We start from the raw sequence: 12,110 nt of genomic DNA, 5'->3' as shown, positions 1-12,110 counted from the left end.
GCAGCTCCAAACTAAAGGATGTGCGAGGCGGATTTGCTGGCGGTGGTTTCCGGCACGCTGACGCCATTCAGCGCGGCGTTGAGCAATACCGACACCAGGCAGGCGATGACCACGCTGCTGTGCAGGAACGGCTGCGACCACTCGGGAAGTTGTTTGAACAGGGTGGGAGCGAGCACCGGCACCAGCGCGGCAGCGATGGTGAAACCGACGATCAGCACGTTGTAGCGATTGCGCTCATAGTCGACCTTGGCCAACGTTTGAATGCCCGCCGCCGCGACCACGCCGAACATCGCAATGCCGGCGCCACCGAGGGCGGCCGTCGGCATCGAGGCGATGATCGCGCCGGCCTTCGGCACCAGGGCAATCGAGCACATCAGCAAGCCGCTGACCGCGACCACCCAACGGCTGCGCACGCCAGTGAGGATTACCAGGCCGACGTTTTCCATGAAGGCGATAAACGGGAACGCGGCGAACATCCCGGCGATGGTGCTGGCCAGACCGTTGGCGCGCAGGCCGTTGATCACCTGTTTGTCTTCCACCGGTTTTTCGACGATGTCGCCGATGGCCACGAACAGTCCCATCGACTCGACCATCTGCACGATCATCACCACCACCATGGTCGCGATGGGGATCAGGCTGAAGGTCGGCAAACCGAAGTAGAACGGGTAGGGCACGGTCAGCCACGGCGCTTCTTCAACGCTGTGGAAATTGCCCATGCCCAGACCGTAGGCCAGACCGGCGCCGATCAGCATGCCGATCAACACCGCCATGTTGCGCAGCAGTGGACTGCCATAGCGGTTGACCAACAGGATCGTCAGCAACACCACCACCGCCACACCGAGGAATGCCGGAGCACCGAAGTTGCTCGCATTGCGGCCGCCGCCGACCCATTCATAGGCGATCGGGAACAGTTGCAAACCGATCACGGTGACGATGCAACCGGTGACCACGGGCGGAAAAAATCGCCGTAATCGACCGACGAAGGGCGCCATCAACATGGTAAAGATGCCCGCGCCGATCACCGCCCCGCAGACCCCGGCGAAACCGACATCGGGGTTGCTGCCGATGGCGATCACCGGGCCGACACTGCTGAACGCCACGCCTTGCAGAATCGGCAGGCGTACACCGAACTTCCAGAAGCCGACGGTTTGCAGAAGGGTGGCGATGCCCGAGCAGAACAACGTGGTACTGATCAGCACCACGGTGTCGGCGTGGGACATTTTCAAGGCACTGGCGACAATCAACGGCACGGCGATGGCGCCGATGTACGAGACGGCCATGTGTTGCAGGCCGAGGGTGAGCATTTGTCGCACCGGCAGAATGCGGTCGACGGGATGCACGGAGGGAGCGTTTTTTGATGGGGATGTGGCTGACGACATGGGGAAACACCTCTGGCTGTTTTTATGTGGTAGAGAGGGGTATTCGTCTGATGCCTCGGACTTGGGAACACCAAAGATCCCTGTGGGAGCTGGCTTTGTGGTGAGGGGATTTATCCCCGATGGGGCGCGAAGCACCCCAAAACCTGAGACCGCGGTATCTCGACCACACCGTATTCACAGGGTTTGCGACTGCTTCGCAGCCGATCGGGGATAAATCCCCTCGCCACAGAGTTCACACCACAGTTGCTGGATCGTTGTGGCATCAGTCATTCGTGCTGCGAAGCCGCCATCCACCGGCTCCGATGCCTTGTTTCAGCCTGCCAGGCAGGCGGCGAAGCCCTGGTTCAGGGCCGCGCGATCCAGGTCGCGGCCGATGAACACGATCTTGCTCGAGCGGGGCTCCGTGCCCCACGCGGTTGATGCTCGGAATTCCACCAGGCTGTGCACGCCTTGCAGTACATAGCGCTGGTCTTCGTTGGCGACGGCGAGCACGCCTTTCATGCGATAGAGGTTGTCGGCCTGGGAGGAGCGCAGCTCGCTGATCCAGCGATGGAACGCCATCAGGTTGACCGCGCCATCGACGGCGATGCCCACCGAAGAAACGCTTGGGTCGTGCTCGTGGTCGGCCTCTTCAGCGCGATGGTCATGGTCGTGGTGATCGTGATCGTGCTGATCCGCGCCGATTTCCATCAGCTTCTGCGTGCACTCGAAAGCGCCGATGCCGAGGATCTTGGTCAGGTCGATTTGCGCGTGGGTCGAGGTCACCAGATCCGCCGTGGCGTTCAACCCCCGGATCTTGCCGCGCAGGGTTTCGACCTCGTCAGCGCTGACCAGATCGACCTTGTTGATGACGATCCGGTCGGCGCAGACGATCTGATCCACCGCCTGATTGTCGACGCCGTCGAGTTGCAGATCCTCCAGATGCTGGGCGATGTGTTTGGCATCGACCATGGTCACGATGGCGTCGAGTTCCACTTCATCGGCGATCGGGTCGTTGATAAAAAAGCTCTGTGCCACCGGGTACGGGTCGGCCAGGCCGCTGGTCTCGATCAGGATGTGATCAAGCCGCACCGGCCGCGCCACCAGCTCGCGAACGATGCGCACCAGATCCTCGCGAACCTCGGCGGTGCAGCAGACGCAGCCGTTGACCATCTCGTAGATTTCTTCGGTTTCCGAACTGAGGACGAGGTCGCCGTCGATGCCGACCTCGCCGAACTCGTTTTCGATCACGGCGATTTTGCGGCCATGGTTTTCTTTGAGGATGTAATTGAGCAGGGTAGTTTTACCGGCCCCGAGGAAACCGGTGAGAATGGTCACGGGTATTTTGGTGTTGCGGGTTGGGGCGTTGAAGGGAGTGTTCATGGTGAGGCTCCTTTGATTAACCGGTGCACGATGAATGAGCTGATTCAGTGGATTCGGTGTGGCGAGGGGATTTATCCCCGATGGGGCGCGAAGCGGCCCCAAAACCTGCGATTGCGGTGTTTCAGGTCGAATGGGTTTGCTGCATTTGCGACTGCTGCGCACTCGATCGGGGATGAATCCCCTCGCCACAGGCATTTATTCCCTCAGTGGGTTCTGGGTGTTCTCGCCAGCGTTGTAAGACGCCGGCGTCGAGGCCGAACAGGTCGAGCACGCGGCCGAGGCTGTGGTCGACCATTTGCCCGAGGCTGTCAGGCCGGGCGTAGAACGCCGGCACCGGCGGGGCGATGATTCCGCCCATTTCGGTGACGGCGGTCATGTTGCGCAGGTGGGCGAGGGTCAGCGGGGTTTCGCGGGCCATCAGCACCAGCGTGCGGCGTTCTTTGAGAGTGACGTCAGCGGCGCGTCCGATCAGCCCTGACGAAGTGCCCGTGGCAATCTCCGCCAGCGTCCTCATCGAGCACGGCGCAACCACCATCCCGAGGCAGCGAAACGAACCGCTGGCGATCCCGGCGGCGACGTCATCGGCGCGGTGGTAATGGCTGGCCAGCGCGGTGACGTCAGCCAGTTTGTAGTCGGTCTCATGGGCCATGGTCAGCAGCGCCGCGCGGCTGATGATCAGGTGGCTTTCGATGTCCAGTTCGGCGAGCAGTTGCAGCAAACGCACGCCATAGATAAAACCGGACGCGCCGCTGATGCCGACGACCATCCGCTGCCGGTTCACGATTCCAGACCTTTGAGCAAAACCCGCGCTCGCTCCAGAACTTCCTGATCGAGCTGCGCCTTGATCCCGTCAAAACCCGAGCCGCGTGTGGCATCCAGACCCATGCGCGACGTGGTGCCATTGACCGACGACGAAGGATCGAGCGGGCTGCCTGGTAAACCATCGATCATGAAAATATCCAGGTGCGGCTGGAAGTGCGTGGCCAGCGCCCACAGCACCTGACTGTCGTCGCTGATGTCGATATCGCTGTCCACCGCAATCACGGTTTTCAGGTACGGATCCCAGCCGAGCAGCGCCAGCATGATCTGCCGCGCCTCGCCGTCACGGCTCTGATCCAGCGCCACGTAGCAGTGAAAATGCGTGCCGGAGTTGGGGTAATGCACGGCGGTGACGGCGGGGAATCGCGCTTTGAGTTTCTCGCTCATCTCGGCTTCGCGCGGTAGGCGGGCGAGGGTCAGGTGTTCGGCATAGCGGCCGCCCATGACGTCGACCAGCCAGGCGTCTTTGCGTTTTAACAGGGTATCGACGCGCAGCACATTGTTGGTCGAGCGGTCCGAGGAGTAGCCGCTGAATTCACCGAACGGACCCTCTTCAGCGTAAGCCGCCGGGTCGATGGCGCCTTCAAGAACGAACTCGGCGTAGGCGGGTACACCAATGCCATAGCGCGGCGTTTTCACCAATTCCAGCGGCGCACCGAACAGTCCGCCAGCAACGGCGCGTTCATCGGCGCCATACGGCAAACGTGCTGCGGCAGCGAGCATGAACAGCGGATGCGCACCGACGACCATCGCCACGCGCAATTCTTCGCCTCGCTCGCGGGCGGTTTGCAGCATGCGCCATAGGTGGCCGCGTGAATGCAGGCTGGTGGCGAGGGCCTGGCGGGCGTGGCGCATCGAGCGGTGATAGCTCATGTTGGCGATGCCGGTCCGCGGGTCTTCGGCAACGATGATTGCGTTGGTGATGTACGGCCCGCGGTCACTGTCGAAATGCTTGAGCATCGGCAGCAACGCCAGGTCCAGCGCTTCGCCTTCGAAGACTTCATCAAGGATTGGCCCGCTTTCCACATAACGCGGTGCGATGGGCTGGTTGGCGCGGGTCTGGAAGGTTTCGTGCAGTTGCGTAGGGGTTACGCCGAACAGACGGGCGATGCGGGTTCGCGAGGCGAAAAGATTGGTCGCCACCGGCACACCGAGGTTGCCGACGTGTTCGCAGATCAGCAGCGGATCGCGTCCCTGGGCGGCGAGGGCGTCGACCAGGGCAGTGACGTCCTGATCGGCAGAAATCGGTTGAGTGAGGGTCAGCACATCGTCCGGGTACTCACGGCGATAGGCGTCGATGAACACGTGAAAGTCCTGAGAATCGCCGAGCGTCGAACGGGTCATGGTGTCACCTCGTAAAAAGCAGGCACGCAGGGGTGAGAGGGCGTTCGCGCGGCCAGCCGTTGGCCTGCCGGTCGAACGAACGCCGGGTCATCTTCGTGCCTGTAAAGTCGCTGTGTGCTCTGTGCACAGATCCCTTGTGGCGAGGGGATTTATCCCCGTTCGGCTGCGAAGCAGTCGTAAAACCAGTAAACGCGATATGCCTGATACAACGCGGTCGCAGGTTTTGGGGCCGCTTCGCGACCGAACGGGGCGGTGCGACGTTTCGCTAAATCCCCTCACCACAGGGTTTCCTTGTTACCCCAAGGGTCTGCGTTATCTAGAGGTACGTGGTAGTCAGGCGTATGTCGGCCTCGGCCAGGTCTTTGGGCGGTGGTGTCGGTTCGATCCCGCACAGCCGGGCAATGTTGTTGCCCAGGTAATCCTCGAGATGATCTTCATCAATCCCCAACCCCTGCGGTGCCGGTGAGCACAACACCTCCAGTTCACGCAGCCACATGCCCGGTTCGTTCGGCGGCGAGTCGGTGCCGAAGACGATCTTGTTGCGTGGCAGCTCCTTGGCGAACTCGACGATCCGCGACTGGAAGCACCAACCCGATTCGCAGTAAACGTTCGGCGTGTCCATCGCCATCCAGAACGCTTCGAACGAGTAGTTGCCGCCGGTCTGGATGCCGAAGTGGCCGATGATGAAATTGACCATCGGGAACTCGCGGATGATCGGATAGAACATCGTCGGAATCGTGTACGGGCCGTCGCCGGTGTGGATCAGTACGACGATGTTGTACTTGGCGCAGACCTTCATCGCCGGCCGCAGCCAGTCGAGCGCCCGATCCGGCCGATAGCCGTGCATGTTCGCGTGCAGCTTGAGCATCTTGAAGCCGTATTCCTTGATGTGGAATTCCAGCTCCGCCGCACCGTTTTCCGGTCCCCAGCGCGGGTTGAAGTTGAAGTTGCCGATGAAGCGGTCCGGGTATTTCACGCAGAGTTCGGCGATGTACGACATGTAGTCGCGCACGCCTTCGCGGCCCCGGCGGTTGCCGTCGCGGTAACCGGTGTTGCCCGGTGGCGGCTGGATGAAGCCCATGTCGATGCGGCGTGGTTTGCCGTTGATCATGTACGGGCCGTCCATCAACTTGAGCATGCGCTCGCCGGTGAACGGTTCGCCGGTGTGGCGCCAGGCCTCGTCGACCAGATTGGTGGGGTGCAGATGGGTATCGATAATCATCGGTTCAGCTCCTGGCCAATTGGGTGGTGACGGGGCGTTTGAGTTGCGCCTCTGCTTCGGAAACGGAACGCGGTGGCGGGGTCGGTTCGAGGCCGATCATTCGCGCGGTGTTGTTGCCCAGATAGTCTTCGAGGGTGTCCTCGTCGAGATTCAGGCCCTGCGGCGGTTCGTGGCAGAGCACTTCGAGCAGACGCAGCCACATGCCCGGTTCGTTCGGTGGGGTGTCGGTGCCGAAGAGGATCTTGTGCGTCGGCAGCACCTTGGCGAACTCGACGATCCGCGATTGCAGGCACCAGCCGGATTCGCAGTAGACGTTGGGCAATTCCATCGCCCATTGCATCGGTTCGAACACGTAGACGCCGCCGGTCTGTACGCCGAAGTGGGCCATGATGAAATTGACGTTAGGAAACTCCTTGATCATCGGCACCCATTCCGACGGGATGCTGTACGGCCCGTCGCCGGTGTGCAGCTTGACCGGGATGCCCAGCTCGGCGCACTTCTCGAAGCACGGACGCACCCAGTCGAGTGCGCGGTCGGGCCGGTAGGCGTGCATGTTGGCTTGCATCTGCACCATGCCGAAGCCGTGCTCCTTGACGTAGCGCTCGATGGCTTCGACGCCGTTCTCCACACCGCAGCGCGGGTTGTAGACGAAGCAGCCGATGAACCGATCCGGGTAGGTCTGCACCATTTTCAGGGTGTAGGCCATGTAGGCGTCGATGGATTCGCGGCCGCTCAGGTCGCCGTCGGTCCAGGTGTAAATGGTGTTGCCTTGCGGCGGCTGGATGAAGGCCTTGTCAATGCGGCGAGGCTTGCCGTTGACCATATACGGGCCATCCATCATCTCCAGCAGACGCTCACCGGTGAACGGGTCACCGTCATGCCTCCAGGCGAGGTCCACGAGATCCGTGGGATAGCAGCTGATATCGATGATCATTGCAGTCGATCTCCTGATAGCGGGGAAGGGAGCCTTGCGGCTCTCGGCATCCACGTCCCGGGCAATCGGCCGTTTCTATGCGCAAGACTCGCGCATTCCCTCGCCTGTTCGCATCCGGCCCGGGTGGGTGGTTGCTGAGGGCGAGTATTGGAAAGAGGGGTGGGGTTCGTACAATATTAATTGGGCGCGGTGGTGATACTTGGGCGATATGGTTTTGGTTTTGTGGTGAAGGTAATGGCCTCTTCGCGAGCAGGCTCGCTCCCACATTTGGAATGCGTAACCCTGTGGGAGCAAGCCTGCTCGCGAAGGCGTCAGTGTTGCGTGTGCAAAGCCAACTGCTTGATCACTTCAACCACTGGCGCCACCCGCTCAGCCTGCCCATGCGGCCACACGGCGTAAAGGTTGTAATGCGCGGCAATCTGCGCTTCGTTGAGCGCCACCAGCCGTCCACTGCGCAACGCATCGGCCGCCAATAATCCCCGCACCAATCCCGCGCCGACTCCGGCCTCCGCCGCCGCAATCAGATTCGCCGCGTTATCAAACACCACCCGCGCCGGCGGCTCCACGGGCGGCATGCCCGCCGCATCCAGCCACGGAATCCACGACCGCCGCGTATACCCCAACAATGGCAATTGAAGAATCTGCGCCGGACTTAGCGGCACCTGCAAACCGTGGCGCTCCAGCAACTGAGGCGAGGCCACGGCCAGCACCCGATCGCCACAAATCTGCGTCATCTCACAGTCGTCCCAATCGCCATAGCCATAACGCAATGCCAGATCCACCCGCTCGAACGCGCTGCGATCACTGCGCGGCATCGACAGCAGCGTCACCTCAAAATCCGGTAAGCCATCGAGCAACTGCGGCAAGCGTGGATTGAGCCAGCTCTGCGCCAGTTCGCTGTCGACATCCAAGGTCAGGCGCTGCGCCACGCTGCGGTTTTTCACCGAGGAAATCGCCCGATCAATCTGCGCCAGACCATCCGACAACACGCTGGCAAACAACTGCCCGGCATCGGTCAGATTGCTGCCGCCGCCTTCGCGCACGAACAGCGGCTGGCCGATGAAATCTTCCAACGCGCGGATCTGCTGGCTGATCGCGCTATGGGTCAGATCAAGTTTGCGCGCAGCACTGGAGAAACTGCCGCTGCGCGCCGCGTGGATAAACGCGCTCATGGACTGCACCGACGGGTATCGCTTGTACATGTTGTTAGTCCTGCTTACACCGGTTGGCAGAAATCGTCGCTGGCCGGGGATTGCCGTGGCTTCCAATAATCGGGTCACCAGGCCCGCACAAAGACGGGCCGCTCTTTTGGAGCCTGACAATGATTGCATTCACGGTTAACGGCGAACGACGCGAGCTGGATGAGGCGTCCCCCTCCATGCCCTTGTTATGGGTGTTGCGTGATCAGTTGAAACTCACCGGCACCAAGTTCGGCTGCGGCATGGGCCTGTGCGGCGCCTGCACCGTACATCTGAACGGAGTCGCAGTGCGTTCCTGCCAGTTGCCTGTGGCGGCCGTCGCGGGCCACAGCATCACCACCATCGAAGGTTTGTCGGCGACGGAAAACCATCCGCTGCAACTGGCCTGGGTCGCCGAAGATGTGCCGCAATGCGGCTACTGTCAATCCGGGCAGATCATGTCCGCCGCCGCGTTGCTCAACACGGGTGCGGCGGTGACGGACGATTCGATCCGCAATGCGATGTCCGGAAATATCTGCCGCTGTGGCACCTACGGGCGCATCAACAAAGCGATCAAACGTGCGGCGAATGCGCCGAAGGAGGCGTGATGAGCCTCATCGACGACACTCGTATCGAACTGCCACGCCGGGTGTTTCTCAAGCAAGCGGCGACTGTCGCCTCAGGCTTGGCGATTGCCCTGTACTTGCCTTCTGGCGTCGCCGCCGCCGACCCCAAAGCCCCTGCTGCGGCGACAGAATTCGAGCCCAATGCCTGGGTTCGCATCTTTGCCGACGGCACGGTGAAACTGGTGGTGCACAAGCACGATTCCGGCACCGGTACGCAGACTGCACTGGCTGCATGTGTGGCCGAAGAATTGGACGTCAACCCGATGACCGTGCAGGTGGTCACCCCGGAAGATCCGTTCTTCGAGACCTACATTCATCCGATCTGGAAAGTCTTCTCCACGGGCGGCAGCACCAGCGTTTCGTTGGAATACGATCGCTTGCGCATGGCTGGCGCCACGGCTCGGGCGTTGTTGATCACGGCGGCGGCGAAGCAATGGAAAGTCAGCCCCGACAGTTGCGCCACCGAAGAAGGCCGGGTCGTTCACACCTCAAGCAAACGCAGCCTCGGTTACGGTGAGCTGGTCGGTGTGGCCGCGCACCTGCCAGCCCCGGCAAAGGTCACGCTGAAAGATCCGGCGCAGTTCAAATACATCGGCAAGCTGCGCCACAAACGTGATGCGGCGGCCAAGGTCTGCGGGCGTTTCAAGTACAGCATCGACGTACAGTTGCCGGACATGCTGGTGGCAGTCATCCAGCGCGCGCCAGTGGTCGGGGCGAAAGTGCTCGACATCGATTCGGCGGCAACATTGCGGGTGCCGGGGGTGCGCAAGGTGCTGGCGATTCCTGGGCGGCCCGATGTTCTCGGCGGCAACCTGGAGGGTGTCGCGGTGCTGGCCGATACGTTCTGGGCAGCGCAGGAAGGGCGCAAAGTGCTGACCATCCAGTGGAGCGATTCGCCGCTGGCCGGGTTCGACAGCGAGCAGTTGTCCAGCGCTCAAGCCAGAGCCATCGGCGATCCGACAGTACAAACCGTCAAAGCCATGAGCCACGGTGATGTCGCCGGGCAATGGCCGGGCGCGGCGAAGCTGATCGAAGCCGACTACACCATGCCCTACAAGGTGCAAAACCCGCTGGAGCCAATCTGTATCACCGCACAGGTCAAGGACAAGGCAATCACTTATTGGGGCGGCGTGCAGGTGCCGTCCTCGGCGCTGGAAGCGGCGCAAACCGTGTGCGGGATCGACAAGGCCAACGTCACTATTCATGAGTTGGTCTCCGGCGGCAGTTTCGGTGCGCGGGAGGCCAAATACTGGTTGTTTGAAGTCGCGTATCTGGCACAGAAAACCGGCGTGCCGGTGAAGCTGCTCAATAGCCGCGAAGACGAAATGCACGCGCTGTTCAATCATCCCGCGACCTTGCACCGGGTCAAAGGCGCGCTCGATGCCCAAGGCAAACTCAGCGCGTTGCAACTGCACGCGGTGTCGCCGGCGTCGCCGGAACAGTGGGAGCCGGGTTATTTCGAGCGCCCCGATCACATGGACTACAGCACCACCGAGGCGATCACCGCGTGGGACTTCGCGTATCGCCCGCCGCACCTGGAACTGAACTGGGTCAAGCACGAAAGTGAGGTGCCGAGCGGCTGGTACCGCTCGGTGAGTTTTATTCCCAACGTGTTTGCCGTCGAGAGCTTCATGGACGAACTCGCCCATGCTGCCGGCGAAGATCCATTGGCGTTCCGCCTGGCCAACATGCAAGAGCGGCCACGGCATGTGGCGGTGCTCAAACAGGCTGCCGAGCGCGCCGGATGGGGCCAGCCGTTGCCACCGGGCACGGCGTTGGGGATCGCCACGAATCAGGGTTACACCAGTTTTATCGCGGTGGTCGCGCGGGTGGCGACGGTCGAGGGCAAGCCAACAGTCGAGAAGCTCACCTGCGTAGTCGATTGCGGTTTGGCGGTATCGCCCGGTGGTGTCGAAGAGCAGATCTACGGTGGCCTGATGTGGGGCCTCGGCCACGCGTTGTTCGACCGGCTCGATATCAAACAGGGCCGGGTGGTGCAGAGCAACTTTCACGACTACCGCGTCACGCGCATGTCTGACATGCCCGCCACCGACATCGTCGTGCTCGACGGTGAGCCGAGTAAACCAGGAGGTGTTGGCGAGCTGGGCAGCCCGTCGGTAGCGCCAGCCATCGCCAACGCGCTCTTCGCGTTGACGGGCGTACGCCAGCGCTCTACGCCGCTGAGTCTGGGATAAATCGCCATGGACTTGCGCCTGCTGCGGTATTTCATGGCGTTGGCCGATGAACTGCACTTCGGTCGTGCCGCCGAGCGCCTGCACATCTGCCAGCCGCCGCTAAGCCAGCAGATTCGTCTGTTGGAAGAGGAACTCGGCACGCCGTTGTTCGAGCGCAGCCATCATCGGGTCGAGCTGACAGCGGCGGGGCAGATGCTCAAGGAGCAGGCGCCGCTGGTGTTCGAGCAGCTCGAACGGGCGCTGGATCTGACTCGGCAGACCGGTCGCGGGCAGTTGGGCGAGCTGGAAATCGGCATGATCAGTTCGGTAATGGTCGGCGTGCTGCCCAAGGCGTTGCATTTGTTTCGCGAGCGTTATCCGCAGGTCAACTGGCGCCTGCACGAGATGACCCCGGCGGCGCAGGTCAAGGCGTTGAAGGAGAAGCGCATTGATGCCTGCGTGTTTCGCGTGGGTTATGACGATCCGTTGTTGCGCAACGAGCTACTGATCTATGAGCCGATTCATGTGGTGATGCCGGCGGATCATCCGCTGGCGCAACGCGAAGTGCTGGCCCCGGCGGATCTGGCACAGGAGCCGTTTGTGGCGCTGGAACTGAAGCAGTCGCGGTTTGCCAACTTTCTTTATCAGTGCTGTATTCAGGCGGGTTTCACACCACAGATTCGTCAGCAAGTGATCGAGGTGCAGACCTTGCTCAGCCTCGTGCGTGCCGGTTTTGGCGTGGCGCTGTTGCCGGCGTCCATCGAACAGTTGGCGCCGGCGGGTCTGGTGTTCAAATCGCTGACCCCAGCGTTGCCGGAAGTGCCGCTGTACGCCACCTATCGCGCCGACGATGCCTCGCCAGTGCTCAAACTGTTCCTCGACACCCTGCGTGAATTGGTGGAATCCTCAAATCACCACTAACCCCTCTAGGAGTGAGCCTGCTCGCGATAGCGGTATGTCAGTCAGCGTATTGGCTAAATGACCCACCGCTATCGCGAGCAGGCTCACTCCTACAGGGAAATGTGGTGATGCGGGAAGTGATGCTCGGCACGATCACGGCGCCGCGCGGTCG

10 protein-coding genes are annotated in these 12,110 nt (G+C 61.7%); 3 read left to right on the top strand and 7 right to left on the bottom strand.

Going from position 1 to position 12,110, the window contains the following annotated elements; translation table 11 throughout:
- Positions 1–11: 11 nt before the first annotated feature.
- The 7 genes from JFT91_RS21715 to JFT91_RS21685 form a co-directional block, all read right to left on the bottom strand.
- On the bottom strand, positions 12–1,379 hold the full coding sequence (locus JFT91_RS21715; protein ID WP_201233811.1) for a nucleobase:cation symporter-2 family protein: 1,368 nt from the start codon (positions 1,377–1,379) through the stop codon (positions 12–14).
- Positions 1,380–1,691: 312 nt separating this feature from the next.
- Positions 1,692–2,741 (bottom strand): CobW family GTP-binding protein, encoded by a 1,050-nt coding sequence (locus JFT91_RS21710; protein WP_201233810.1) that lies wholly within the window; start codon positions 2,739–2,741, stop codon positions 1,692–1,694.
- A 121-nt stretch (positions 2,742–2,862) separates the two neighbouring features.
- Positions 2,863–3,507, bottom strand: a complete 645-nt coding sequence (locus JFT91_RS21705) for a UbiX family flavin prenyltransferase (RefSeq protein ID WP_207196989.1) — start codon at positions 3,505–3,507, stop codon at positions 2,863–2,865.
- An 11-nt stretch (positions 3,508–3,518) separates the two neighbouring features.
- The gene (locus JFT91_RS21700) at positions 3,519–4,904 is read right to left on the bottom strand and encodes a UbiD family decarboxylase (protein WP_201233808.1); all 1,386 of its coding nucleotides are present in this window, start codon (positions 4,902–4,904) and stop codon (positions 3,519–3,521) included.
- Positions 4,905–5,220: 316 nt separating this feature from the next.
- Complete coding sequence (locus JFT91_RS21695; protein WP_064390555.1) at positions 5,221–6,126, bottom strand: amidohydrolase family protein; 906 nt, start codon at positions 6,124–6,126, stop codon at positions 5,221–5,223.
- Between the two features lie 4 nt (positions 6,127–6,130).
- Positions 6,131–7,060: an amidohydrolase family protein gene (locus JFT91_RS21690; RefSeq protein WP_116031241.1), complete on the bottom strand. Its 930-nt coding sequence runs from the start codon at positions 7,058–7,060 to the stop codon at positions 6,131–6,133.
- Between the two features lie 311 nt (positions 7,061–7,371).
- On the bottom strand, positions 7,372–8,262 hold the full coding sequence (locus tag JFT91_RS21685) for a LysR substrate-binding domain-containing protein (RefSeq protein WP_201233807.1): 891 nt from the start codon (positions 8,260–8,262) through the stop codon (positions 7,372–7,374).
- Positions 8,263–8,381: 119 nt separating this feature from the next.
- Between JFT91_RS21685 and JFT91_RS21680 the strand changes: the two genes are divergently transcribed.
- The 3 genes from JFT91_RS21680 to JFT91_RS21670 are packed head-to-tail and all read left to right on the top strand — an operon-like array spanning position 8,382 to position 11,959.
- Positions 8,382–8,846, top strand: a complete 465-nt coding sequence (locus tag JFT91_RS21680; protein ID WP_201226266.1) for a (2Fe-2S)-binding protein — start codon at positions 8,382–8,384, stop codon at positions 8,844–8,846.
- Positions 8,846–11,059, top strand: coding sequence for a xanthine dehydrogenase family protein molybdopterin-binding subunit (locus JFT91_RS21675; RefSeq protein WP_201233806.1), 2,214 nt, complete (start codon positions 8,846–8,848; stop codon positions 11,057–11,059). Before JFT91_RS21680 ends, JFT91_RS21675 begins: the two co-directional genes overlap by 1 nt.
- Positions 11,060–11,065: 6 nt before the next feature.
- Positions 11,066–11,959 (top strand): LysR substrate-binding domain-containing protein, encoded by an 894-nt coding sequence (locus JFT91_RS21670; RefSeq protein ID WP_201233805.1) that lies wholly within the window; start codon positions 11,066–11,068, stop codon positions 11,957–11,959.
- Positions 11,960–12,110 lie beyond the last annotated feature (151 nt).

It is taken from the genome of Pseudomonas sp. TH08 (genome assembly GCF_016651275.1).
GTDB lineage: Bacteria > Pseudomonadota > Gammaproteobacteria > Pseudomonadales > Pseudomonadaceae > Aquipseudomonas.
Note: the sequence above shows the minus strand (reverse complement) of the source record. Positions and strands in the feature narration are given on the sequence as shown.